The sequence below is a fragment of the Bradyrhizobium sp. Kon56 genome (assembly GCF_055807635.1).
Map to the genome: position 1 here is coordinate 475,590 of NZ_JBVVOU010000001.1, position 25,470 is coordinate 501,059.

Sequence of the window (25,470 nt, forward strand, 5' to 3'; positions counted from 1 at the left end):
GGTCAGTTCTTGCGCGGGGCGGATGCGTTCGCATTCTCTTCCGCATAGTTCTGCGGGAAGGCGAGCGCGCTCGTGGACGATGCCGGTTTGGCTTGCTTGGGGTCGGTGGCGGCCGCTTTGGCCGCGGTCCTGGCCGCGTCATCCAGCAGCTTCTCGACGCGCACCAAAACGTCGGCGCCGCGCTTGGTCAATACGGGCGGCGGACCGGGCTTGGTCTCCAGCACCTTCGGCGCCGCATTGGCCTGTGCGTTGGTGATCCGCTCGGGCGGCAGCTTCTGGCCCATGCCGATACCGGCGATCTCCCGGACCTCGACGCCCTGATGCGCCGCGAGCATGATGTCGTGCCAGGTCTGCGCCGGCAGCGAGCCGCCGGTCATGCGGTTGGTCGGCGAATAGTCGTCATTGCCGTACCAGACCGCGCAGGTGAAATTGCCGGTGTAGCCGACGAACCAGGCGTCGCGATACGCATTCGTCGTGCCGGTCTTGCCCGCGGTCGGAATGCCGTCGAGGGCTGCGCGGCGCGCGGTGCCTTCGCTGACGACGTGGCTCATCATGCCGGCCATGTCGGCGGCTACGGAGGCGGGAATCGCCTGGCGCGGCTTCGGCCCGTCGCGGTCCCAGCGCCAGACCGGATCGCCCGCGCCGGTGCGCACTTCCAGCACGGAATGCGGCGTCACTGCCTTGCCGCGGTTGGGGAAAGTCGCGTACGCCACCGCGTGCTCGAGCACGGTGACTTCGTCCGAGCCGATCGGCAGCGACGGCGTGTCGGGCAGCGGTGCCTTGAGGCCGAAGCGGCGCGCGACCTCGACGATCTTGGCGCGGCCGATCTTGGCCGGGTTCGGCGCCTTCGGCTGCTCCTTCTGGCCGATCGCGATCGACAGCTTGACGGGTACAACGTTGATCGAGCGCGTGATCGCCTGCGTCAGTGTCACCGCGCCGGAATAGGAATGGCCATAGTTCTGCGGGCACCAATTGCCGATGCAGACCGGGCCGTCGACCACGATCGAATTCGGCGTGAAGCCGTTGAGGAGCGCGGTGGTGTAGACGTAAGGCTTGAACGACGAGCCCGGCTGGCGATAGGCGTCGGTGGCGCGGTTGAACTGGCTGGCGCCGTAGTCGCGGCCGCCGACCATGGCGCGGATGCCGCCGTCGAGATCGGAGACGACGGTCGCGGCCTGCGTCGCGTGATAGTCGCGGCCGAACTGGCGCAGCTGGTTCTCGACCGCGTCCTCCGCCGCCTTCTGCACGTTGGTGTCGATCGCGAGCCGGACCACGAAGACGCGCTCAGTGTAGGATTTCGGGAAGGTGTCGACCAGCTTGCGCATCTCGTCGAAGGCGTAGTCGAGATAATAATTCGGCGACGCCTCGTAGCGGCGGTCGACCGCGAAGGCGGGGTTGCGGCGGGCGCCGAACACCTGGCCCTCGGTCATGAAGCCGGCGTCGACGAGATTGTCGAGAACGACATTGGCGCGGGCGCGGGCGGCGGGCAGGTTGATGTGGGGCGCGTATTTGGTCGGCGCCTTGAACAGGCCGGCGAGCATCGCGGCTTCGGCGAGCGTCACGTCACGTGCCGACTTGTTGAAGTAGAAATGCGCGGCGCCGTCGACGCCGAAGGTGCCGCCGCCCATATAGGCGCGGTCGAGATACAGTTTGAGGATCTCGTTCTTGGTCAGGCGCCATTCCAGCCAGACCGCGAGGAAGGCTTCGTTGACCTTGCGCTCGATGGTGCGCTCGTTGCTCAGGAACAGGTTCTTGGCGAGCTGCTGGGTGATCGAAGAGCCGCCCTGGCGGACGCCGCCGGCCTGGGCGTTGGTGACGAGCGCGCGCGCGGTGCCGGCGATGTCGATGCCGAAATGCTCGTAGAAGCGGCGGTCCTCGGTCGCGAGCGTCGCCTTGATCAGCACGTCCGGAAAATCTTCCAACGGGATCGAATCGTTGTGCTTGATGCCGCGGCTGCCGATCGGGTTGCCGTAGCGGTCGAGGAAGGTCACCGCGAGGTCGGACTTCTTCAGCCAGTCCTCGTCCGCGGTCTCGCGGAAGGCGGGGATGGCGAGGGTCAGCATCACAACCAGGCCGCCGAGGCCCAGCGTCGCGGCCTCCGACAGCGGCTCGATGAACACCCAGCGCTTCCAACGCCCGACATAGAAGCGGTCCATGAAGGTCGAGTAGCGCTCGTAGAGCTCGCGGATGCCCTTGGCCGAGGAGAACAGCGAGGAGTCGATGCGCGCATCGAGGTCCAGGAAGAAATTCCGGATCCGGGCCTTCCAATGCGGTGGTATGATCTGGCGCACCTAGAACCCTTGCGGCTTGGTTCGAAAGCGTTCAAGCACCCGGCCGGGGGCGGCATCGAGACGTCTTGCGGGAGTGTTGCGGCAAACCCAAGGCGCCCGGCCAGCGACGGTGGGGACTCGCTGTTCCTTCTAGCCGAGCAGGGCCTATAAACCAATGGTCACGCTTGCGATTTTGAACAACAGGCCTAATTGACCCCGGTTCATTACGGGCCTCACGCGGGCGTTGCTTGCAGCCCCACGGCCGCACGCCCTAGATGGCACCAACCGTAGCTCTTTCGAACTTTTGTTGAGGCGCATGACCGCAGCTCCCAAACGACCTTCAGGCCAGGAAGGATTCTTCTGGAAAACCAAGACGTTGGAAGAGATGTCGGGGCCCGAATGGGAGAGCCTGTGCGACGGCTGCGGCCGCTGCTGCCTGAACAAGCTCGAGGAAGATGGCACCGGCGACATCTATTTCACCCATGTCGGCTGCAAGCTGCTCGATGGGGTGACCTGCGGCTGCAAGGACTACGCGAATCGTTCCGACAAGGTTCCGGACTGCGTCCGCCTGACCCCGGCCAATGTCCGCACCCTGAACTGGCTGCCGCCGAGCTGCGGCTACAAGCTTGTTGCGGAAGGCCGCGACCTCTATTGGTGGCATCCCCTGGTGTCAGGCGATCCCGACACCGTGCATGACGCGGGCGTCTCCGTACGCGGACGGGTCGAAGGCAGCGAGGTCGAGATTCCGGACGATGAGCTCGAGAACCACATCGTGCAGTGGCCGGCGCAGCTGCCAAAACGGGCGCGCCTGAAGCGACGTCCGAAGGACTGATCCGCCGCACCAGGTAGATCACGTCCTCGCGATGGCCGTGGGGTGGGATGCTCCCATGCGCCGCGGTGCCTGCCTGAGAAGAACTTTGCTGTCTACATTGACTGCATAGAACGAATCCTTCGCGGTGTTGCGCCGCCTCATGGCTTCCGGTCGAGATGAACAAGTTCGAGCGGCAGAGCAGTTCTGCCGACACCCAGACATTGCCCGACGACATCGCCGAGGAATTGTCGCGCCTTCCGAGCGAGGTCTTGAGCGTCGATGACGCTCCTTCGCTCGCGCCGCCGGCGCCGCTGTCGCAGGACGAGGTCCGCACCATCGTCATCAGCCTGATGTTGACGATGTTCCTGGCCGCACTGGACCAGACCATCGTCGCCACCGCGCTGCCGACCATCGGACGCCAGTTCCACGACGTCTCCAATCTCTCCTGGGTCATCACCGCCTATCTGCTCGCCTCGACCGCGGTCGCGCCGGTTTTCGGCACGCTCAGCGACATCTACGGGCGCCGTGTGATGATCATCATCTCGCTCAGCCTGTTCGTCGCGGGCTCGGTGCTGTGCGCGATCGCTCCGAACCTGCCGATGCTGATTCTTGCACGCGGTCTCCAGGGACTGGGTGGCGGCGGCATCATGCCGGTGGTGCAGACCGTGATCTCCGACGTCGTGAGCCCACGCGAGCGCGGCCAGTATCAAGCCTATTTCTCCAGCGTCTGGATGGTCGGCGGCATTCTCGGCCCGGTCATCGGCGGCGTGTTCGCCGAGCATCTGCACTGGTCGATGATCTTCTGGATCAATGTGCCGCTCGCGGCGGCGGCGATCGCGTTGCTGCTGCCCAGGATGAAGAAGATTCCGGTGTTCCACCGCAAGCGCAAGGTGGACTGGATCGGCGGCGTGCTGCTGATGGCCTCTGCCGTCGTCTTCATGCTGGTGCTGACCTGGGGGGGCACGCGCTTCCCGTGGCTCTCGCCCACCGTGCTTGCGATGGTGGGCGGCGCTGTAGCGCTCGCGGTCACCTTCGTGTGGCACGCGCGCCGGGCGGAAGAGCCGTTCCTGCCGCTGCCGCTGCTCGGAGGATCGGTTGTGCCGTTCGGGCTGACGGCCGGCGGTTGCGCGCTCGGTGCGATCACGGGCCTCACGGTGCAGCTGCCGCTCTATTACGAGGCGGTCTATCACCTCAGCGCCAGCGAAGCGGGCCTCGCGCTGATTCCGCTCGCGGCGGTCTCGACCTGCGGCGCGGCCATCGCTGGTCGCACCATGGCGCGGGCCAAGCACTACAAGCGGGTCGCCATCGTAGGAACGTCCTGGGCAGCGCTGTGCGGCCTCGGCCTCACGTTGACGACGTTGCCGCTCTGGGCGCTGCTGACGCTGATGGCTGCGTTTGCGCTTGGCCTCGGCACCACCTTTCCGGTCTGCGTCGTCTCGGTGCAGAATTCGGTCGCCCGTCCGCAGGTCGGCACCATCACGGGCGCGTTGAACTTCTTCCGCTCGCTTATGTCCTCGTTCACGGTTGCGGCGTTCGCGGCCATCCTGCTCATCGCGCTCGGTGCCGACGTTCCGCTCGCCGGCGAGCATCACGGCGCCGTCAATGCGATCCCCGCGGACGACATGCGGCATGCGTTCCGCTACGTCTTCGGCGCCGCCACCGCGCTGATGGCTGGCGCCGCGCTCTGCCTGATCATGATGGAGGAGCGGCCGCTGGCCGGTCCGTCCACGACGCAACCCGTCGAGATGGCGGAATAAGAACCGCTAGCCGCGGCGTCCGTCCGGAAAGCTGCTGCTTCGCGGCAATCGAATCGTGAACTCGGTGAACGCGCCGGGCTCCGTCGCGACGTCGATTGTGCCGCCGTGCTGCTTCACCACGATATCGTGGCTCATCGACAATCCGAGGCCGGTGCCTTCGCCGGCCGGCTTGGTGGTGAAGAACGGATCGAACATCTTTTCCTTCACCTCGTGCGGAATGCCGGTGCCATTGTCGCGGATGCGGATCTCGATACTGTCGCCCCGGTCGCGTGTCGCGGCGATCACTACCGGCTCGTAATCGGCGGCGCCGTCATCCGACTTGCGCTTGGCGACCGCGTGGAAGCCATTCGAGATTAGGTTCAGCAGCACCCGGGTGATCTCCTGCGGAAACACTTCCGCTTGTCCGGCCGCCGGATCGAGCTCGCGCTTCAGCGTCACGTCGAACTGTGGCTTCTCGGCGCGGGCGCCGTGATAGGCCAGGTTGAGGCTCTCCTCGACCAGTGCGTTGATGTCGCTCAGCCGATGCTCGCCGCCGCCCTCGCGGGAATGCAGCAGCATGTTCTTGACGATGGAGTCGGCGCGCCTGCCATGCTGCACGATCTTCGCGAGATTGTCCTTCAACAGTCCGGTCAGCTCGTCGACCTCGCTACGAACGTCGTCCGCGAGCGGGACAGGCGCGAGCGCCGCGTTCAGCTCGTCCGTCAGCTCGGCGGAGAGCGATGCAAAGTTGTTGACGAAGTTGAGCGGGTTCTTGATCTCGTGCGCGATGCCGGCGGTGAGCTGGCCGAGCGAAGCCAGCTTCTCGGTCTGGACCAGCCGGTCCTGGGCAGCGCGCAAATCGTCGAGCGATTTGGCGAGGTCCCGGGTGCGGTCCTGCACCTCGTTGAACAGGCGCGTGTTCTCGATGGCGATCACGGCCTGGTCTGCAAAGGTCTTGAGCAGGGCGATCGCCTTGTCCGGGAAAGGACCGGCCTCCGGCCGCGTCACGCCGATGGTGCCGATCGCGACGCCGTCGCGTAGCATCGGGATCACGAGGATGCTGCGATAGCCTCGCGTCCGCGCCAGCTCTCTCATGGCGTCCGTGAGGTCGGGCTCGTTCTGCATGTCGCTGCGGAATGCGAACTCTCCGCTTCTTGCCACCCGGCTGTGAATGCCGGATGCCGACAGCGGCACCGGGAACGAATTGAGCAGCTCTTCATTGCCGGCTTCGTTGTCGGTGCTGAAGGCGGCCAGGTGCAGCAGGTCGTCGATGACGCGCGTGACGGTGGAGGAATGTCCGCCGACCAGGGACTTGGCGCTGTCGGAGATCGCCTGGAACACCGGCGTCACATCCGCGGGCGAGGCCGCGATCACCTTGAGGATGTCGGCGGTCGCGGTCTGCCGTTCCAGCGCTTCCCTCGTGGTGTTGAACAGGCTGACATTCTTGATCGCAATCACCGCCTGGTCAGCGAAGGTCTGCAATAGCCGCACGTGATGCTCGCCGAACGCGCCGGTCGCGCGCCGCGTGGCGATGATGACGCCGATCGCCGCGCCGTCGCTCATCAAGGGCGCGAACAGCATGCTGCGGTAGCCCCGGGCGCGCGCGATGTCGCGGGCTGCGGGTTCGACTTCGGTGTCGGGCAATTGCGCCGCCACACCATTGGCCACGAGCCGGTAGGGCGGGAACTGCGCGAATGGCACCGGGAACGAGGCCTGCAGCACGCGATCGCCGGCCGGATCGGTCGGCGTGAACGCCGCAAGGTGCGCCGCGCCCCCAATGTAGCGCAGCACCGCGGTGGAGAAGCCGCCGATCAGCCGGTTGGCATTGGCCGCGATGGCGTCGAACACCGGCTGTACGTCGGACGGCGAGGCGGCCATCACTTTCAGAATGTCGGCGGTGGCGGTCTGACGCTCCAGCGTCTCGCGTGTCTCGTTGAACAGGCGCGCATTCTCGATCGCGATCACTGCCTGATCGGCGAAGGTCTGGAGCAGCTGGACGTGGTCGGCTGCGAACGCGCCGGGCTCGGCGCGCGTGACGCTGATCATGCCGACTGGCGTCGCCCGATTCATCAGGGGCATGAACAGCACGCTGCGGAAGCCGCGCAGCCGCGCAAGGTTCCGATTCAGCTCCGGGACCTCCGCGGCTTCGCTATCGGGAAACTGGATCGTCTCGCCGCCACGCACCAGCGCAAAGGTCGGAAAGTCGGCAATCTTGCGCGGGAACGACGCCTTGAGCCCTTCGTCCGCCTCGGGGCTCGTTGGTGTAAACGCCACGAGGTGGAGCTCGTCCTCGATGAACTGAAGCACGGTGGCGGAGAAGCCGCCGAGCAAGCGCCGGGAGCTGGACGCGATCGCCTCGAAGACCGGCCGGGCATCGGACGGAGAGGCCGCGATGGTGCGCAGAATCCCGGCGCTGGCGTTCTGACGATCGCGCGCAATCGCGAGCTCGCTGCGAAGCTGCGCGTTCTCGGCTGTGGCCGCCTGCAACAGGCGTTTAAATTCCGCGATGTCGTTGGAAGGGGCGGTCATTCGCAATCCGGCTTGATGCCGCGACAAGCGCGGCACCGAGGCGGATTATCACATCTCCTGCGGCCGGAGCCAGCCTCCGCGACAGCGAGTTTTGCTGCCGGAATCCGGCCCGCTTCACGTGCCCGGCCGCGACACCTCGGTCTCCTTGCTGGTGATGAACTCCAGCAGCACGGGAACGCCTTCCTGCGTCTTCTGGATGCCGCGCCTGATCGCGGGGGTGATGTCCTCAGGTCTCGTCACCCGCTCTCCATAGCCGCCGAAGGCGCGCGCCATCGCGGCGTAGTCTCCGGAAATGTCGGTCGAGCGATATTTCTCGGTCGAGACCGGCATCACCTTCAATTCGATCGCCATTGAAAAATTGTTCAGCAGGATCGACATGATCGGGATGCGCTCGCGCACCGCGGTCTCGAAATCCATGCCGGTGAAGCCGATCGCGGCGTCGCCCCAGACATTGATGCAGAGCTTGTCAGGCTTTGCGAGCTTTGCGCCCATGGCCAGCCCAAGGCCGTAGCCGAGTTGCGTCGTCTTGCCCCAGCCAAGATAGGTGAGGGGCTCGACCGACTTCCAGAACGGCGAAAGCTGGTCGCGGGGGCTGCCGGCATCGTGGGTGATGATGGTGTTGCGGATGTCGACGGTATGTTGCAGGTCCCACAGCACGCGATAGGGGCTCAAGGGCGCATCATTGCTGGTGAGCTTCGGCATCCATTTCGCCAGCCACTCCTTGTGCGAAGCCGCGATCTCGGCTGCCACCGCCGACGCGTCGCGATCCGCGCTGACGGTCTTGCCGATCTCCTCCAGCAGCGCGTCGAGCACAAGCCCGGCATCGCCGACGAGGCCAATCCTGGCTTCCACGTCCTTGTTGAGATGGTTCGGATCGAGTGTGGAGTGGATGATGGTTTTGTCTTTGGGCATCGCGATGCCGAAGCTTGTTTCAGTGAAGGAGCAGCCGATGCCGAAAATGAGGTCGGCCTCAGCCAGAAACTTCGGCACGGCGCGCGGCACCGCAAGGCCGCCGGAGCCGAGCGAGAGCGGATGCGTTTCCGGGAAGGACGATTTGCCCCCAAGGCTGGTCGTGACGGGAATGGCGAGCCGTTCGGCCAGCCGCTTCAGTTGTGGCCACGCCTGGGCGTAATGCACGCCCTGGCCGGCATAGATCGCCGCGCGCTTGGCGTTGACGAGCAGGTCGGCCGCCTCCTTCATATGAATGGGATCCGCGCCGTAGCGGGTGCGCAGCACAGGCGTGTAGTTCAGCGGCTCCGGCACCTCCTCGTTCCACATGTCCGCAGGGATCTCGACGATCACAGGGCCGCCGCGGCCGTTCTTCAGCTTGGTAAAGGCGCGGCGAAAAATGTTGGCGACTTCCGCGGCCAGGATGATCGGCTCCGACGATTTCGAAAACGCCTTCATCGCCTCGCTGGAATTGAAGTTCGGCTCGATATGCGCAAGCCTGCGCTGATAGCCCATTGGCAGCACCAGTACGGGAACGGATTCGCCGTAGCATTGCGCAACGCCGCCCATCGCATTCTCCGCACCGGGGCCATGCTGCATGCAGAACGCGCCGATCGAGCGTCCCGATGTCACCCGCGAGATCGCATCCGCCATGTGGATGCCGACGCGCTCCTGCCGCACCATCACCGGCCGGATATCGGCCTTGGCCGCATGCTCGATCAGATGGTTGACCGGATAGCCGCAGAGGATCCCGATCCCCTCGCGCTTCATGATTTCCGCAATCGCGGTGCCGAGCTTCATGGCGTCTCTCTCCCTGGCGTAGGCCGGTTGCTCCGGCCGATTAGGGGAGAGAGGATCAGGAAATCCGGGGAGGGTAAAGCGCGGACGATGAGAGTCGCGGTGGGTCAGCTATGCAGCGAGTGCCATAGCCCGGATGGAGCGCAGCGCAATCCGGGGCCGTTCCACCCGGATAGACCAGTGACGAATTTCGCTGCGCTCCATCCGGACTACGACCGCTACTTGCAGCTTTGGCAGATCATCAGCTTGCGTTTCAGCGACTCGTCTTCTTGATCGATCAATTGCTCAGCGGCGCCTTTCGCACCCGGATCGGCCCTGGAGCCCTTCGCATTGCGTGACCTCACAGGCGGGACTACCTGGCTCGAGGTGTCGTTGCCGTCGCCGATACCTACGCTGAAGCCATCGTAGTCGGCAGCTGGGTTCGGCGCCGATGGAAGCCCGCCGATCACCGGCGGCGAAGCTTCTCTGATGGATGCTGCCGGCGGAGGTCTGGAAGTTTTGGCGCCCGCATGCGGCGGCGATGCATTGGGCGGAGAAAGCGAAACCGACGGCGCGGCCGAAGTCTGCCCTCTCGCGCTGTCCTGCGACCAGACGCCAACAAAGATGAGGCTGAAAGCCAAGAGCATCACGCTTCTCATCCGCATCCTTCAAGCCGCCGTGGTTCGTCGATTGACAGTGTGAAGCGTATCAGGACCCGCATGGTCGTCAAAGCGCCGCAGCCCGGATTTCGCTACCGGGAATATAGTTCACAAAGCGTGACCGGCCCGCCGCGCACCAAGCCAGGCCCTGTCAAGTCAAAGAGGAATTTAACGCTTGCGCCCTAACTTGCGCTCGCCATGAGTGACCAGGTCGTCCACAGCGAGGTTCAACCGTTTTCGGCGCGTGCGGCGCTTCCCTGGCTGGTGAGCCTTGGCGTCTATGGCCTGCTGCTGATCCTTGGACCGCGGCTGCTCAATGATCCCGACAGCTATTCCCACATCGAGGTCGGGCGCTGGATCATCGCGCATGGCACGCTGCCAGCGACCGACCCATTTTCCTTTTCGAGGCACGGCGCTCCCTGGATCACCTTCGAATGGCTCTCGGAGGTGATCTACGCCGCAGCCTACGCGCTCGCCGGCTGGCCAGGCGTCCTCGTCGTCGGCGCCGCGGCGATAGCGCTCGCCTTTGGCCTGTTCACCTTCTTCCTGCTGCGCGAGCTTTCGCCGACCCAGACGCTGCTCATGGTGATCGTGGCCGTCATCCTCTTGGCGCCGCATATGCTGGCGCGGCCACATGTACTGGTGCTGCCGCTGATGGTGACCTGGGCGGCGGCCCTGGTACGCTGCATGGATTGTCGAGGGCCTCCGCCGTACTGGGCCCTTCCGCTGCTGGTCGTGTGGGCCAATCTGCACGGCAGTGTGGTGCTGGCGCTTGGACTGATCGGCCCTGCAGGGCTCGAGGCGCTGCTCTGCGAGGAGCGTAGTGAATGGCCACGCGTATTCCTGCGTTGGCTGCCGTTCACGGCGCTTGCGGTCGCGGCGTCCTGCCTGACCCCCTACGGGCCGGAACCGCTGCTGATGCCGCTGACCACGCTCGGCCTCGGCCCCGCGCTCGGTTGGATCGCGGAATGGCGGCCGCAGGATTTCAGCCATATAGGCTTCTTCGAGCTGTTGCTGCTGGCCGGGATCTTCGCGCTCTCGCGCGGCGTGACGCTGCCGGTGGTCCGGGCCTTGGTCGTGATCGGCTTGCTGCATTTCGCGCTGGCCCAGATCCGCAATGCGGATCTGCTGGCCATGCTGGCGCCGCTCTATCTGGCGGCTCCGCTGGGGCGAAAGTTCGGCGGACCGATTGGGAAAGATGCGGCCGGCTCGTCGCGCCGCCTGAACCTGGCCGCCCTCGGTGTGTTGATTGCGGTGAGCGGGGCGACGCTGGCCCGTGATATACGGCCGGCTCCGGCCATCACCCCTCAGGCTGCCATCGCTGAAGCCAACCTCGCCGCAGCGGGGCACGTGCTCAACGATTATACCTTCGGTGGCTATTTGATCTTTGCCGGCATTCCCACCTTTATCGACGGTCGCGGTGAACTGTACGGGGGAGCGTTCATCAACCGCTACAATCGCGCCCTGGCGCTCGTCGATCTCGGCGACTTTCTCAGATTGCTCGACGAATACAGCATCGGCGCGACGTTGCTCGCGCCGGGGACGCCGGCTATAGCGATGCTGGACCGGCTGCCCCAATGGCAGCGCGTCTACAGCGACGACGTGGCGGTCGTGCACAAGCGGCGAGATATACCGCAAAGATAGATCAAGCGGTCCCGTAGGCGGCGTATTGGCCGCCGAGCGGCACGCCGCTCAGGGTCGCTTCGAGACGCCGCGACGGCTTGGTGTCGCAGGGCAGCAGCAGGAAATGGCGCGCACCGATCTCGCGCAAGCCGCCGGCAGCCATCAATTTTCGGGTTGTGCCGGCCCCGAGCAAGACGGCGTCCCGGTCGAACTCACAACGCGCGACGGCAAGACGGGTCAGCGGGTTGTACGGATTGTGCTCGATGACGCAGACGAGTCCACCGGGGCGCGTCACGCGCCGCATCTCCGCGATGAATTGCGCCCATTCCGTTGGCACGAGATGGTGCATCACGCAGACGGCCGTGACCAGATCGAAGCTGGCATCGTCGAAAGGAAAGGTGCGGCCGTCGAACTCACGGTAGTCGACCCTGCCGTTGTCAGCGCGCGCCTGCGCCAGGCTGGCCGACGAGACGTCGATGCCGCTCAAGCGGCCGACCATGCCGTGCAGCAGTGGATGAAGGCTGCCTACGCCGCAGCCGACGTCCAGCATGTCGGGCCTCTCCGTGTCGAGCCGCTGCGCGATCAGGTTGCCCAGCAGATCGGCCTTGGCGCGCATGAAGAAATGATGCGGCAAGCCGGAGAAGTCGATCGAGGATTGGACCACGTCACGGTAGTTGTCGTGATAGCCGTCGAAGAGCTCGGTCATGCGCTGTGTCACTCGTTGACGGCGTGGATCGCGGGTGCGGCTGCCGCCTCGTTGCGGTCGAAGCCAGCGCGGGTCTGCACCACGTAGAGCGGTCGACGTTTCACCTCGGCATGGATGCGGCCGACGTAAAGCCCCACGATACCCGTCATCAGCATGTTCATTCCACACAGCAGGGACATGACGACCATCGTCGAGGACCAGCCGGTCACGAGATGACTATCGTTGCTGAGCCACAACAGGATCACCCAGCCGCCATAGAGCAGTGCCAGACCTGAGACCGTCAATCCGCACCAGATTGCCAGGCGCAAGGGCAGATCGGAAAAGCCGAGCGCGGCGTTCATCGCGAGCCGCAGCATCTTGAACAGCGGATATTTGGTCTCGCCCGCTGCTCGCTCGAGGCGGTGGAAGGTGACCTCCGCCTGCCGGAAGCCGAGCCAGGCGATCATGCCGCGTACGAAGCGGTCCTGCTCCGGCATCTGCCGAAGCGCGTCGAGCACCTTGCGATCGATCAGGCGGAAGTCGCCGACGTCGGCGGGGATGCCGACCGAGGACATCCTGCCGAGAAGCCGGTAGAACAGATGCGCGGTCGCGCGCTTGAATCGGCTTTCGCCGTCGCGCGACAGGCGGCGGGCGTGGACGATGTCGTTGCCTTCCTGCCATTTTGCGATCAATTGCTCGATCACTTCGGGCGGATCCTGCAAATCGGCATCCATGACGATGATCGCTTCACCTTGCGCGGCGTCCATGCCGGCGGTGATGGCGATCTGATGCCCGAAATTTCGCGACAGGCCGATATAGCGAAAGCGCGGGTCGCGCGTGGCGAGTGCCTGTAGCACGATCGAGCTGGAATCGCTGCTGCCGTCGTCAACGAAGATCGCCTCTGCCGGCCCGTCGAGCCGGGACAAGACGAGGTCGAGCCTGCGCAGCAGCACCGGCAGCACGGCTTCCTCGTTGAACACGGGGATGACGAGGCTGTAGCGGATCGACTGGAAATTGGCCGCCATGCGAGAGAGTCCAACTCGTTGCAGGAGCGGAAGTCTATGCCGGCGGTGGTTAAGGTCGCCTTGCCACAACCATTAAGGATATGGGGCACCGCGGTGGCTTCCAAAAGGCGGGTGCAGATGGTGATGCCCGATTAACCACGCTGGGCAGCCGCGGCTTCGGCCTAGGACTTGCGGTCTAGGACTTGCGGCGGATCTTGTAGAGAACAAATCGCTCAGAGGTGTCCAGCGCTTCCAGCAGATCCGGCAGCGGGTTTGCGGCTCGCGGCCCGAGGACATAGAGATAGTCGAAGTCCTGATGCCAGGTGCGGACGAACGGCGGAACGCCTGCCGGCGGCCGGCTTGCCGCAATCGCGGTAAGCACGCCCAGCGGCACCGGCCCCCCGTAGGGAATGGCAAGACGGCGCACGTCCTCGCGTGGCCGCACGGGCTGCTTGCCCGCTTCCGTGAATAGATTGGGCACGAACGCGTTGGCATAGTGCACGGCCAGCGTAGGTGCATAGTACATCGGATATGAGGTGAGGTCGGCGAAGGGCGGGTCTCCATTGTCGTCCGTGCTGGCGACGAGGATGCGCGAGCCGCGATCGATCTTGTGGAACGACTCGACGATGGCCGCATAGTCGGTGCGGTAAGGCAGCCACACCGTGAGCACGACGGCGAGATTGATCAGTATGACGCCACTGATCGCGGCGAGCGCTGCCATTCTCCACGCCCGGCTGGGCAGCGTCAGCGAGCAGAAGGCCGGCAGGATCAGAGCCGCAGCGGGAATGACGCGCAGGTCGACGAACGAGGTTCCGAACAGCTTCGAGGGAATGACGACGTAGAGCAGCGCGAAGCCGATCGCGAGCCAGGTCCCGGCTGTTTCGAGCTTGAGGACGCCGCGTCTTGCGGCGAAGAACAGCGAGACCATCAGCGTAAGCCCGGTCGCCGCTGCGATCGTCAGATTGTAACCGTTCATGATGCGCAACGGCCAGATCGGCTTGAATCCGATGAACCAGCTCGTTCCTTCGCTTCCGATCGATCCCGCGGTCATGCGCATGATCCCAAAGAGGGCAAGCGCCGGTATGGCCAACGCGCCGAGCCGCGCGGCGGCGACCCCGTACGACCTTCGCCCATGGCGGATGCGCGAGAGCTCGTAGACGCCGAGCGTCGCGCCATAGACGCCGAGGGAGAAGAAATGTGCTGCAAACAGCGCAGCGACGAAGACCATGTTGACGACGAAACGCAGTGGCCATGGGCGCTCCGCGAGCATCAGATAGACGGCGATGCCGCAAAGAGCGAGGCCCAGTCCGAACTCGAAATTCACGAAGCCCCAGCTGAACGGCAGACAATAAAGGAAAGCGAGCGCCGCAAAGCCGGCGAGATGGACCCGTCCCTTCCGGGCCCATTCGAGCAAAAGCGCGCCTCCGACGATCAGCAATTGGCTCAGGAGCAGAAACAGGCGCGTGGCGTTCTCGACGTTGATCAGCCGCGCCATTTGCGGGACCAGCAGATCCATTCCAAGGTTGGGATAGAATGCCCAGGCCACTTCGTAATACGGATTGGCATTGGGAGTGCCGTTCTGGCTCAGAATGTACATCCGGGCGAGATGATTGGGATAGTCGACCATCGCGGGGATAGGGGTCAGCAGCACCGGAAGAAACGACAGGGCCGCCAGGACAGCAAGAACGCTGATCGGCGTCGATCGGTCCGAGCCAAGACGAGCCCAGATTGTCGAGGTCGGCTTGTCGGAAGGAATCATGTCATAGGGCCGCTAGAGTTTGAGCTTACGCTCTACGACAGCGCAACCGCGCGACACAACGCCAATAATGCGAACTTCGCGAAAATCAAACTGGGGTCGCCGCCGCATCGGAAGGAGGAGCCTATCATCCGGCGCGCTGCACGCGGATTCGTGCTGATGCGATTGCGGCGCGCCGGCTATGCCGGCTACTTCATCGCCGCGCTGATCGAGTTGAATTTGCTGCTCAGGAGTGCGCTGCCCGTGTTGTTCACGGCCGTGATGATCGCGAACGCGATGCCGGTGGCGATCAGACAATACTCGATGGCGGTGGCACCATTTTCGTCGGCAAGAAATGACTTGAGCAAAGTCATCGTCAACTCCTGTTCATCCGTCCAACCTAGGCCGGTGCCGTTTTCGGAATGGTAAATTGATTCACTAAGTTTTCGTGAGCGCGCCAAAACGCAGGGCGGATGGTCCTCACCTGCCGTTTGATATGGTGACATCGATTGACTTAAGGTTTCGTCACCCAATTCGGACGCATTTGGCGATGTCGTCATCCCGTCTCAGGACGAGATCTGGCGTTCCGGTGCGGCCTTGCTGGAGCGTTTCAGCACTATCGCCAGACGTCCGACCAGATAGCTGACCACGGACGGCTGCGCTCGCGCGGAGCTGCCGGCCAGGCTTTCTTCCTCGGCCGCGTCGTTGACGATGCCGATGTAATTCTTTCTGGCGTCCTGCTGCTTCACGAGCCTGCAACCCCGAGTTCAATCGAGGGGCGACGATGCTGCGCTGAGCGGGAAGCGTCGGTTAATTTTGTCTTCCGTAGGATTACGTGCCCTCCGGCCGCAGGCAGACGCTGAAAGCGCGGCTTGACTTAACGGATTGTTGAGCCTGTTCTCGAGCGGGGCGCCCGGCTCACTCGCGCCGACCGTCCGCATTCAGCGCCCGCAACACCGCGATGCGGGCGAACATCATCCAGCCGCCGCCGGTCTCGGCCGCGTTGATCAGGGTTTCGATCGCGGTCTGCCAGTGGCTCGCATCCTGCGTATCCTCGGGCAGTCGCATGATGTGATCGGCAGCTTCTTGCAGCGTCCGCAGCTTGCGCCCGCCACGTAACGAGATGGGTTCGTCGAACGCGGTCGACCAGGGCATGTCAGGTCGGCCGATCGACGAGGGGCAGCATCACGGCGTCGGCGCTGTGCGATGCCGCTAGCCGGCCTTCTTCGCCCGGGCCGGCGCGCGCACCGGCTTGTCCGCCTTTTTGGGAGCGGCTTTCGCAGCAGTGTCCTTGCCGCCCTTGCCGGTGATCGGCAGCAGCATCTCACGCTGGCCTTCGACGCGCTTCTTCGGCTTCTTGCCCTTGACGGCGTCCTTGGTCACGTCCTTGGCCACCTTCGCCGCGGGGCCTGCGTCCTTCTCGTTCGCGATGCTCTTCTTCAGCGCGTCCATGAGGTTGATAACGTTGCCGCTGGTCTTGGGCGCGGCCTTTGCTGCGATGGGCGCGCCGCTGCGCTTCTTGTTGATGAGGTCGATCAGTGCGGTCTCGTAATGGTCCTCGAACAGCTCAGGCTCGAACGCGCCGGACTTCTTCTCGACGATGTGCTTTGCAAGGTCGAGCATGTCCTTGGTCAGCTTCACGTCCTGGATGTCGTCGAAATAGTCCTTCTCGCCGCGCACCTCGTAGGGGTAGCGCAGCAGCGTCCCCATCAGGCCGCTCCCGAGCGGCTCCAGCGCGATGATGTGCTCGCGGTTGGTCAGCACCACGCGGCCGATCGCGACCTTGTCCATGCTCCGGATCGTCTCGCGGATCACCGCAAATGCGTCGTGGCCGACCTTGCCGTCGGGCACGAGATAGTAGGGGCGGATCAGATAGCGGCTGTCGATGTCGGTCTTCGGTACGAACTCGTCGATCTCGATCGTGTGGGTGGACTCCAGCGCGATGTCGTCGAGCTCGTCCTTGGTGACCTCGATATAGGTGTCGGTGTCGACCTTGTAGCCCTTGACGATGTCCTCCGAAGTCACCTCGTCACCGGTCTCGGCGTCGACCTTGAGGTACTTGATCCGGTGGCCGGTCTTGCGGTTTATCTGGTTGAACGAGACTTTCTCGGTATCCGAAGTGGCCGGATAGAGCGCGACCGGGCAGGTCACGAGCGACAAACGCAGAAAACCCTTCCAATTGGCGCGGGGGGCCATGGGCTACTCCAAACGCAACGGGGACAGAAGACGAAGATACCATCGGGGAACACCGAATCATAGCAAGGCGGATCGCTGAATCTTGCAACTGCGTTAATCGGCCGCCCGGCGCGCGGTTGCAGCCCGATCCGGCTGCAAAAACCGGAACATCATATCCGATCATGCGTTGCCACTGGACATTCGCCGCGAGGAGTCGCGGCCATCCGATGCGACGGCCAGAAATTGAGGTCACCATGGCAACCACGCGAGACCAACGTCAGATCGTGGAAACTCCGACGGAGGCGCGCCAGGGCGAGCCTGGGCCGTCGGTGGCGGCGCTGCTCGCCATATCAACCGGGCTCGCGATCCTGATCCTCGCGGTCATCTGGTTCGTGTTCTTCCGGACCTGATCGGCAGATCGACCGGACGGTTTGCACCTTCCGACTCGCCGCGTAACGCGGCACATTGCGCCCGCCATGCCGTCGGTTCGTCCGGTGGCATGGCGGGCGCAGTGCGTTGACTGCGAACTGGTCGGATATGACCAAAAAGTAACGCGGCCGGTTCCCCGGTGTTCATATTCAGTTCACGCCGGAATTGCTCATCTGTGCAGGTGTTCATGCGGCCTAATTCTGGAGAGAAGCGTGCGCCTGCTCGTCGTTGAGGACGACCCCGATCTCAATCGCCAGCTTACCAAGGCGCTGACCGACGCCGGCTATGTCGTCGATCGCGCCTTCGACGGGGAGGAGGGGCATTTTCTCGGTGACAACGAGCCCTACGATGCCGTGGTGCTCGACATCGGCCTGCCGAAGAAGGACGGCATCTCGGTGCTGGAGGCCTGGCGGCGCAACGGCCGCACCATGCCGGTCCTGATCCTCACCGCGCGCGACCGCTGGAGCGACAAGGTCCAGGGCTTCGATGCCGGTGCCGACGACTATGTCGCAAAGCCGTTCCACCTGGAGGAGGTGCTGGCGCGGATCCGCGCGCTGCTGCGCCGCTCCACCGGCCACGCCCAGAGCGAGCTGACCTGCGGCCCCGTCACGCTCGACACCAGGACCGGCCGGGTCAGCGTGTCGGGTAATCCCATCAAGATGACGTCGCACGAATATCGGCTTCTGGCCTACTTGATGCACCATTCGGGGCGTGTCGTGTCCCGTACCGAGCTGGTCGAGCATCTCTACGACCAGGACTTCGACCGCGACTCCAACACGATCGAGGTCTTCGTCGGCCGCATCCGCAAGAAGCTCGACGTCGACATCATCCAGACTGTCCGTGGCCTCGGCTATCTCCTGACCCCGCCGGCCCCCGGCGCTTGAAGCGCGGTGTCTCGAACTATCTCGTCTAGACGTATCTTGGCTTGACGGGCGGCGCAGCAGGGGCCTTGTTCGGGTCATGAGTTCCGACGCCATGCCACCCCGCGCCTCCGGGATCATTCCGATGCCCGCCAGCTCGCTTGCGAACCGCCTGTTTCTGTCGGCGACCGCGTGGCTCGTCGTGATCCTGGCCATCACCGGCGTGGTGCTGTCGTCGGTCTACAAGAACGCCACCGAGCGCGCCTTCGACCGCCGGCTCAATCTCTATCTCCGCACGTTGATCGCCGAGGTCGCCACACCCGACGAGCCGCCGGACCGCCAGTTCCAGTCGCTCGGCGAGCCCTTGTTCGAACTGCCGTTGTCCGGCTGGTACTGGCAGATCACGCGGACCGACACCGAAAAGCCGGAGGTGCGCTCCTCGCGCTCGCTCTGGGACAAGAAGCTGCCAAAGCTGGAAGAGCAGGGCACCGAGCTCACAGCCGCCGGCATCCGGATCGCTTATGTCGACGGTCCAGAGGGACAGAACCTGCGCATGGTGGAGCGGCCGGTCGATCTCGGCGCGGACGGCAAATTTCTCGTCAGTGTCGCCGGTGACGACACCGAGATTTTCGACGAGACGCGCAGTTTCGATTACTACCTCGGCGGCACCTTCACCGCGCTCGGTATCGTGTTGCTGCTGACCACCGTGTTTCAGGTCCGCTTCGGTCTCGCGCCGCTCAAGCGCATCTCCGAATCCATCGCCGACATCCGGTCCGGGCGGGCGGAGCGGCTCGAGGGCGAGTTCCCGGTCGAGATCGCACCGCTGGCGCGCGAGACCAACGCGCTGATCGACGCCAATCGCGAGATCGTGGAGCGCGCGCGCACCCATGTCGGCAATCTCGCCCACGCCATCAAGACGCCGCTCTCGGTCATCGTGAACGAGGCCGGCGCGCATGCCACCGATCCGTTCGCGGCCAAGGTGATGGAGCAGGCCGACGTGATGCGCGACCAGGTCGCCCATCATCTCGAGCGCGCGCGCATCGCGGCGCGGGTCTCGGTCGTTGCGACGGTGACGGAGGTGGCACCGGCCATCGAGGCACTGCGGCGGACCATGGAGAAGATCCACCGCGGCCGCGGCATCGTGGTCGAGGCCGAGGCCGATCCGTCGGCGAAATTTCGCGGCGAGCGGCAGGATCTGGAGGAGATGGTCGGCAACCTCGTCGACAACGCCTGCAAATGGGCGGCGTCGCGGGTCTTCATCGAAGTTCTGGCGGAAGCGCCGCAGCAGGCGAGCATCGGTCCGCGGCTGCATATCATCGTCGACGATGACGGCCGCGGCCTGTCGGAGGCCGAGCGCACCCAGGTCTCACGGCGCGGCCAGCGGCTCGACGAGTCCAAGCCCGGATCGGGGCTGGGACTGTCGATCGTGACCGAGCTCGCTGCGCTCTATGGCGGCAGCCTCTCCCTCGGGCGCGCACCGACGGGGGGCCTGCGGGCGGAGCTGGTCCTCCCCGGAATATAATCCCTTGTTCCGACGCGACTATTTGGCCTGCTTCACACCGATCTGGACGAAACCAGGGGTATTCGGAGGGACTTCCTAAACGGCTTCTTAAGTGGCCCCACCTATGATCGAGCAGGACGGATCCCACGTCCGCCATTTTACCGTTCATTACCCGGGCGCATGAGCCAGACATCGATCGAGCGGCTGAGGGACTATCTCGCGCAGCTCCCGCCGCAGGCGCAGGCGCTGCTGATGCGAGAGTTCGAGCGTGCGCTCGAGCGCGGCCAGGACACGGCCGTGGCAACCCTCGTGCTCGACCAGCTGCGCAAGATTGTCCGCAAGACGGAAGCCGACGAGGCCGCACCGCCGCGTACGGACGATCTGTCGCGGCTGCTGTTCCAGGTGCTGGAACCCTTCCTGGTCGAAGCAGGCGCCCCGATCCGGGTCGGGCAGGTCCGCCGCTCCTCGCTGGCTCCGATCTGGCAATGGCTCGGCCGCGACGGTGCTCCGGATAAGCTGAAGGAACTCGAGGCGGCGCTGGCGCGCACGCCGGCCGACAGCGCAGGGCAGGTCGAAGCGCTGGCCTCGAAGCTCCAGGCGGTCGCTGCGGATGCCATCTTCGAGCTGACGGGGCCGGGCGGGGGTGACAAGTCGCGTGCGCTCGCCCGCGTTGGTCCGCCCAACGTGATTGAGGACCTCTATTCGACCGGGGCGGTGCTCGCGGTCCGCGACGCCATTGCCACCTTGAACGAGAAGCTGCCGCGCTCTTTGCGCGCCTTCGGCGATGCCCAGATCGCCTCGGTGACTGCAGCGCTCAACATTCCCGTCCTCCAGACCCCGCAGATGCTGCCCTTCGCGCTCTCCATCGTCGTGCAGCGGATGACCGCGCCGTGGCAGATCATCCGCCTCGCCATCAAGATTGCCGCGTCCGACGACGAGATCCGTGTTGCGGCAACGCCCTATGGCGTCGCCGTCACGATCGCGCTGCATGATCTGTCCTGCGTGGCCGCCATCCTGCGCATGGACATCAAGCGCGGCCATTTCGACAATGTCGCCGCCAATCTCAAGACGCTGCACGACGGCGTGCGAGGCCTGCGTACCGAGCTCGACCTGCGCAACGATTCTGCCTGGGGCAAGCAGTTGACCTCGATCCGGGCCGACATCTCTAACGCGCTGCAATCCGAGATCGACAGTGTTCCCGGCCGCGTCCGCCGCATCCTGCGCCAGCGCGCCGAGAAGGACATTCCGCCGGGCGCGCGGATCGACAGCACCGAGGTCGAGGAAACCGTCGCGCTGATCGATTTCGTCGCCACCTGCCGCAATTATGCGAGCGAGCTTGCGATCAACGAGGTGACACTGCGCACCTATTCCGACCTCCAGCAATATGTCGAGCGTTCGACTGAGCAGCTGGTGCAGTCGCTGCGCGGCGCCGATCACAAGGTCCGCACCTATCGGCAGCAGCAGGTGCAGGCCGCGATCCGCTTCTGCCAGGTGCTGTTCGGCGATGATTATGCTTCGCTGATGAGCCGCGCCGCGGAGAACGCGGCCACGGGCGAGCGCAAATCGTCGCGCGCTAGCTGATCCAGGCGCATATTTCAGTAGTCACAATTTCAGGTTGACGGTGTCGGTGGCTGGCCCTACGGTCGCCGTGCACGTTTTTTATATTTCTATCTGTGGGCGCATGAAATCCGTTATCAGTTCCATCGAAATCGAGAATCGCGTCGTTGTTGCCAAATATCGAAGGCTGATGGTCGGCGCGAAGGTGGTGCTGGTCGAGAGGGCAAGCGGTCGGCAGCTTCCTGAGACCGTCACCAGGGTTGCATCACCCGTTCCCGTCGGGGCGTTGCGCATCAGATTGCCCGACGCTATCGAGCCGGGAACATATTTCCTGAAGGCCTTCAACGGACATGGCGAGGACGCCGCTCAAAGCGCGGACTTCGAGATCGGCTAAGCCGTTGGATTTTCACCATTTCGGGACTGTGCGCGGTCGCGCCGAATTGACAATTGTCAATTGCCGCATCGTCCGGCCGTGGTGTAAAGCGACCTGTGGGCGCGGCTTGCGCGCTGCCGGAAGCTTGCCAGATGATGCTATGGTTCGTGTTCGCGCTGATGACGGTCGCGGCGATCTTCGCCGTGCTTTTGCCGCTCGGCCGTAGCGGACGCGCGCAAAATCAGGGCAGCGAGGTCGCGGTCTACAAGGACCAACTCGCCGAGATCGAGCGTGATCTTGCCGCAGGGCTGATCGCCGCGCCCGAAGCCGAGGCCGCGCGCGTCGAGGTCAGCCGCAGGCTGCTTGCCGCGGCCGGCAGCGAGCCCGCAACGGCACCGAAATCCAGCCTCAAATGGCGCCGCGCGGCGGCCGTGCTGGCGCTTGCCGGCCTGCCGCTGGTTGCGATTGGTGTCTATGTGCCGCTCGGCTCGCCCAGGCTTCAGGACTTTCCACTGGCGCAGCGGGAGCGCGGATCCGGGTCCGGCATGGCGCAGTCGCTCGAGAATCTGGTCGTACAGGTCGAGCAACATCTGGAAAAGAATCCGACCGACGGGCGCGGCTGGAACGTGATCGCGCCCGTGCTGGAGCGGCTGGGTCGGTTCGACGACGCCGTGCGCGCCTATCGCAACTCGCTCACCTACAATGGCGAGAGCGCGGAGCGCCGGTCCGATCTCGGCGAAGCGATCTCGGCCGCCGCCGGCGGCGTCGTGACCGCCGAGGCCAAGACCGAGTTCGAGCGCGCGCGCGCGCTCAGCGCCGACGACCCCAAGGCGAACTATTTTCTCGGTCTCGCCGCCGAGCAGGACGGCCGCAAAGACGATGCCGCCAATATCTGGCGCGCGCTGCTGGCGAAAGCGCCGGCGGATGCGCCGTGGCGGCCTCTGGTGCAGACCTCGCTCGCGCGGGTCGGTGGCGGTGGCGCGACGATGCCGGCGCTGTCGGATGAGACCCTCGCAGCTTCCAAGGACATGAAAGAGGTCGATCGCAACGCGATGGTTCGCGGCATGGTCGAACGGCTCGCCACGCGCCTCAAGCAGAACGGCGACGACGTCGAGGGTTGGCTGCGCCTGGTGCGCGCCTATCTCGTCATGGGTGATCGCGACAAGGCAGTGGGGGCATCGACCGATGCCCGCCAGGCGGTTGCCAACGATGCAGCGCGGCTGCGCCAGCTCGATGAAGGCCTCAAGACGCTCGGGCTCGACGGATGATGATGTCAGGACGAGACGGGCAGGGAATGGATACGCCATGACGCGCAAGCAGCGACGTATGACCATCATCGGCGGCTCGCTCGCCGTGCTCGCCCTCGCGGCCGCGCTGGTGCTCAACGCGCTGCGCGACTCCATCGTGTTCTTTTCGACGCCGACCATGGTCGCCGAGAAGCACGTTGCGCCCGGCAAGCGGTTTCGCCTCGGCGGCCTGGTGCAGCCCGGCTCGCTCCAGCGCGGCGACAATCTCGCTGTGACCTTCGAGGTCGCCGACGGCGGCGCAAAGCTTCCGGTCGCCTTCAAGGGCATTTTGCCCGATCTGTTCCGCGAGGGGCAGGGCGTCGTCGCCGAAGGCGCGCTCGATGCTGACGGCGTGTTCAAGGCCGACACCGTGCTCGCCAAGCACGACGAGACCTACATGCCAAAGGACGTCGCCGATGCCCTGAAGAAGCAGGGGCACTGGAAGGATGATTACGGCGCCAAAGCTTCCGACGGCGTCAAGCCCGCGGCCACGACCGCGCAGGGCAATCCGCAGGGAGCAGTTCGGTGATCGCGGAGTCAGGACATTACGCGCTGGTGCTGGCGCTCGGACTGGCACTGATCCAGTCCATCGTGCCCCTGATCGGCGCGCGGTTGCGCGATGACGCGCTGATGAATGTGGCGCGCTCCACTGCGCTGGCGCAGCTTCTGTTCGTCGGTGCGTCGTTCATCGCGCTTGTGATGCTGCACGTGGAGTCGGACTTCTCCGTCGTCAACGTCTACGAGAATTCCCACTCCATGAAGCCGCTGCTCTACAAGATCACTGGCGTGTGGGGAAACCATGAAGGCTCGATGCTCTTGTGGGTGTCGATCCTCGCGCTGTTCGGCGGATTGGTCGCGGCCTTCGGCAACAATCTGCCGCTGTCGCTGCGCGCGCACGTGCTGGCCGTACAGGCGTGGATCGCCAGCGCCTTCTATCTCTTCATCCTGGTGACCTCCAACCCGTTCCTGCGCATCACCAACCCGCCGATCGAGGGACGCGATCTCAATCCGGTGCTTCAGGACATCGGTCTCGCCGTGCATCCGCCGATGCTCTATCTCGGCTATGTCGGCTTCTCAATTTCGTTTTCCTTCGCGATCGCGGCGTTGCTGGAGGGGCGGATCGATGCCGCCTGGGCGCGTTGGGTGCGGCCGTGGACGCTGGTCGCCTGGATCTTCCTGACGCTCGGTATCGCCATGGGCTCGTACTGGGCCTATTACGAACTGGGTTGGGGCGGCTGGTGGTTCTGGGACCCGGTCGAGAACGCCTCGCTGATGCCTTGGCTTGCCGGCACCGCGCTGCTTCATTCGGCTCTGGTGATGGAGAAGCGCAACGCGCTGAAGGTCTGGACCATCCTCTTGTCGATCTTGACCTTCTCGCTATCGCTGCTTGGGACCTTCCTGGTGCGCTCGGGGGTCATCACCTCGGTGCATGCCTTCGCGACCGATCCAACCCGCGGGGTGTTCATTCTCCTGATTCTCTGCCTGTTCATCGGGGGCAGCCTGTCGCTGTTCGCGGGGCGCGCGACGTCGTTGAAGCAGGGCGGCCTGTTTGCACCGATCTCGCGCGAGGGTGCGCTGGTGCTGAACAATCTGCTGCTCACTGTGGCCTGCGCGGTGGTGCTGTTCGGCACGCTCTATCCGCTGGCGATGGAGATGCTCGCCGATTTCAAGATGTCGGTCGGCGCGCCGTTCTACAATCTCACCTTCGCTCCGCTGTTCACGCTATTGCTGCTCGCCGTGCCGTTCGGGCCGATGCTGGCGTGGAAACGCGGCGATCTGCTAGGCGTCACCCAACGCCTGCTGGCGGCCGGCGTTGCCGGGCTTATCGCCGTCGCGATGGTCTGGGGCTGGGTGCGCGGCGGCAGCGCGCTCGCGCCATTGGCAATCGGACTTGGCGTCTTCGTCATTGCCGGCGCCGTCACGGATCTGGCCGAACGAACCGGCTTGTTCCGGCTGCCGTTCGCGACGACGCTGCATCGTGCCCGCGGTCTGCCGCGCTCGGCCTGGGGCTCGGTATTTGCGCATGCCGGCCTCGGCGTTGCGCTGATCGGAATCGTCTGCGAGACCACCTGGAACAGCGAATATATCGCGACGATGAAGCAGAACGACGTCGCCCATGTCGCCGGCTATGACGTCAAGCTGGACGGCCTGTTTCAGCGCCAGGGACCGAACTTCCACGAGATGATCGCCGAATTCAACGTCAGCCACGACGGCGAGATGCTCAGCGTGATGACGCCGTCCAAGCGCAGCTTCACCACCCGCGGCTCCTCGACCACCGAGGCCGCGCTGCTGACGCGCGGCGCCAGCCAGCTCTACATCTCGCTCGGCGACGCCACTGCCGAAGGCGCCATTGCCGTGCGCATCTATCACAAGCCGCTGGTGCTGCTGATCTGGTGGGGACCGGTGCTGATGGCGTTCGGCGGCGTGCTATCGCTGTCGGACCGGCGCCTGCGAGTCGGCGCGCCGAAACCGGCGCGTGCCAAGCAGCGCCTGCAGCCGGCGGAGTGATCTG

Annotated in this window: 22 protein-coding genes; 11 read left to right on the forward strand and 11 right to left on the reverse strand. The window is 64.7% G+C overall.

Annotated features, from left to right (window positions below):
* Positions 1-2: 2 nt before the first annotated feature.
* Positions 3-2,291, reverse strand: coding sequence for a transglycosylase domain-containing protein (locus AC0L3B_RS02150; protein WP_085352296.1), 2,289 nt, complete (start codon positions 2,289-2,291; stop codon positions 3-5).
* A gap of 295 nt (positions 2,292-2,586) precedes the next feature.
* On the opposite strand from AC0L3B_RS02150, the gene AC0L3B_RS02155 reads away from it, so the two are divergent.
* Positions 2,587-3,102 (forward strand): YcgN family cysteine cluster protein, encoded by a 516-nt coding sequence (locus tag AC0L3B_RS02155; protein ID WP_026233606.1) that lies wholly within the window; start codon positions 2,587-2,589, stop codon positions 3,100-3,102.
* A gap of 155 nt (positions 3,103-3,257) precedes the next feature.
* Positions 3,258-4,838, forward strand: a complete 1,581-nt coding sequence (locus AC0L3B_RS02160) for an MDR family MFS transporter (protein ID WP_018458540.1) — start codon at positions 3,258-3,260, stop codon at positions 4,836-4,838.
* A 6-nt stretch (positions 4,839-4,844) separates the two neighbouring features.
* Here AC0L3B_RS02160 and AC0L3B_RS02165 read toward each other — a convergent pair whose 3' ends face one another.
* The 3 genes from AC0L3B_RS02165 to AC0L3B_RS02175 form a co-directional block, all read right to left on the reverse strand.
* Positions 4,845-7,346 (reverse strand): GAF domain-containing sensor histidine kinase, encoded by a 2,502-nt coding sequence (locus tag AC0L3B_RS02165; RefSeq protein WP_018458541.1) that lies wholly within the window; start codon positions 7,344-7,346, stop codon positions 4,845-4,847.
* A gap of 114 nt (positions 7,347-7,460) precedes the next feature.
* Complete coding sequence (locus AC0L3B_RS02170) at positions 7,461-9,095, reverse strand: thiamine pyrophosphate-requiring protein (RefSeq protein WP_018458542.1); 1,635 nt, start codon at positions 9,093-9,095, stop codon at positions 7,461-7,463.
* Between the two features lie 215 nt (positions 9,096-9,310).
* Positions 9,311-9,730 (reverse strand): hypothetical protein, encoded by a 420-nt coding sequence (locus AC0L3B_RS02175; RefSeq protein WP_026233607.1) that lies wholly within the window; start codon positions 9,728-9,730, stop codon positions 9,311-9,313.
* A 198-nt stretch (positions 9,731-9,928) separates the two neighbouring features.
* Here AC0L3B_RS02175 and AC0L3B_RS02180 point away from each other — a divergent pair, with 198 nt between their 5' ends.
* A complete protein-coding gene (locus AC0L3B_RS02180; protein WP_247366786.1) occupies positions 9,929-11,374 on the forward strand; it encodes a hypothetical protein in 1,446 nt (481 codons plus the stop codon).
* A 1-nt stretch (position 11,375) separates the two neighbouring features.
* Here AC0L3B_RS02180 and AC0L3B_RS02185 read toward each other — a convergent pair whose 3' ends face one another.
* The 7 genes from AC0L3B_RS02185 to ku all read right to left on the reverse strand — a co-directional run bounded on the left by AC0L3B_RS02185 (position 11,376) and on the right by ku (position 16,973).
* Complete coding sequence (locus AC0L3B_RS02185) at positions 11,376-12,059, reverse strand: class I SAM-dependent methyltransferase (protein WP_018458546.1); 684 nt, start codon at positions 12,057-12,059, stop codon at positions 11,376-11,378.
* 8 nt (positions 12,060-12,067) lie between these two features.
* Complete coding sequence (locus AC0L3B_RS02190; protein WP_018458547.1) at positions 12,068-13,063, reverse strand: glycosyltransferase family 2 protein; 996 nt, start codon at positions 13,061-13,063, stop codon at positions 12,068-12,070.
* Positions 13,064-13,238: 175 nt separating this feature from the next.
* On the reverse strand, positions 13,239-14,801 hold the full coding sequence (locus tag AC0L3B_RS02195; RefSeq protein WP_446481212.1) for a hypothetical protein: 1,563 nt from the start codon (positions 14,799-14,801) through the stop codon (positions 13,239-13,241).
* 185 nt (positions 14,802-14,986) lie between these two features.
* Positions 14,987-15,151: a Flp family type IVb pilin gene (locus AC0L3B_RS02200; RefSeq protein WP_018458549.1), complete on the reverse strand. Its 165-nt coding sequence runs from the start codon at positions 15,149-15,151 to the stop codon at positions 14,987-14,989.
* A gap of 192 nt (positions 15,152-15,343) precedes the next feature.
* Entirely contained in the window at positions 15,344-15,526 is a 183-nt protein-coding gene (locus AC0L3B_RS02205; RefSeq protein ID WP_018458550.1) for a hypothetical protein, read from the reverse strand.
* A gap of 169 nt (positions 15,527-15,695) precedes the next feature.
* Positions 15,696-15,932, reverse strand: a complete 237-nt coding sequence (locus AC0L3B_RS02210) for a hypothetical protein (RefSeq protein ID WP_018458551.1) — start codon at positions 15,930-15,932, stop codon at positions 15,696-15,698.
* 57 nt (positions 15,933-15,989) lie between these two features.
* Positions 15,990-16,973, reverse strand: a complete 984-nt coding sequence (gene ku, locus AC0L3B_RS02215) for a non-homologous end joining protein Ku (RefSeq protein WP_018458552.1) — start codon at positions 16,971-16,973, stop codon at positions 15,990-15,992.
* Between the two features lie 233 nt (positions 16,974-17,206).
* On the opposite strand from ku, the gene AC0L3B_RS02220 reads away from it, so the two are divergent.
* The 8 genes from AC0L3B_RS02220 to AC0L3B_RS02255 all read left to right on the forward strand — a co-directional run bounded on the left by AC0L3B_RS02220 (position 17,207) and on the right by AC0L3B_RS02255 (position 25,466).
* Positions 17,207-17,362, forward strand: coding sequence for a hypothetical protein (locus AC0L3B_RS02220; RefSeq protein ID WP_007593402.1), 156 nt, complete (start codon positions 17,207-17,209; stop codon positions 17,360-17,362).
* A gap of 231 nt (positions 17,363-17,593) precedes the next feature.
* A complete protein-coding gene (locus AC0L3B_RS02225; protein WP_018458554.1) occupies positions 17,594-18,265 on the forward strand; it encodes a response regulator transcription factor in 672 nt (223 codons plus the stop codon).
* Positions 18,266-18,386: 121 nt separating this feature from the next.
* Complete coding sequence (locus tag AC0L3B_RS02230; RefSeq protein WP_018458555.1) at positions 18,387-19,763, forward strand: sensor histidine kinase; 1,377 nt, start codon at positions 18,387-18,389, stop codon at positions 19,761-19,763.
* Positions 19,764-19,922: 159 nt separating this feature from the next.
* On the forward strand, positions 19,923-21,323 hold the full coding sequence (locus AC0L3B_RS02235; protein ID WP_247370886.1) for a hypothetical protein: 1,401 nt from the start codon (positions 19,923-19,925) through the stop codon (positions 21,321-21,323).
* Between the two features lie 100 nt (positions 21,324-21,423).
* Positions 21,424-21,693, forward strand: a complete 270-nt coding sequence (locus tag AC0L3B_RS02240; protein ID WP_473379975.1) for a hypothetical protein — start codon at positions 21,424-21,426, stop codon at positions 21,691-21,693.
* 131 nt (positions 21,694-21,824) lie between these two features.
* The gene (gene ccmI / locus AC0L3B_RS02245; protein ID WP_085362454.1) at positions 21,825-22,940 is read left to right on the forward strand and encodes a c-type cytochrome biogenesis protein CcmI; all 1,116 of its coding nucleotides are present in this window, start codon (positions 21,825-21,827) and stop codon (positions 22,938-22,940) included.
* Positions 22,941-22,977: 37 nt separating this feature from the next.
* Positions 22,978-23,487 (forward strand): cytochrome c maturation protein CcmE, encoded by a 510-nt coding sequence (ccmE, locus tag AC0L3B_RS02250; protein ID WP_026233609.1) that lies wholly within the window; start codon positions 22,978-22,980, stop codon positions 23,485-23,487.
* Positions 23,484-25,466, forward strand: a complete 1,983-nt coding sequence (locus tag AC0L3B_RS02255) for a heme lyase CcmF/NrfE family subunit (RefSeq protein ID WP_018458559.1) — start codon at positions 23,484-23,486, stop codon at positions 25,464-25,466. The genes ccmE and AC0L3B_RS02255 overlap by 4 nt, the downstream gene beginning before the upstream one ends.
* Positions 25,467-25,470 lie beyond the last annotated feature (4 nt).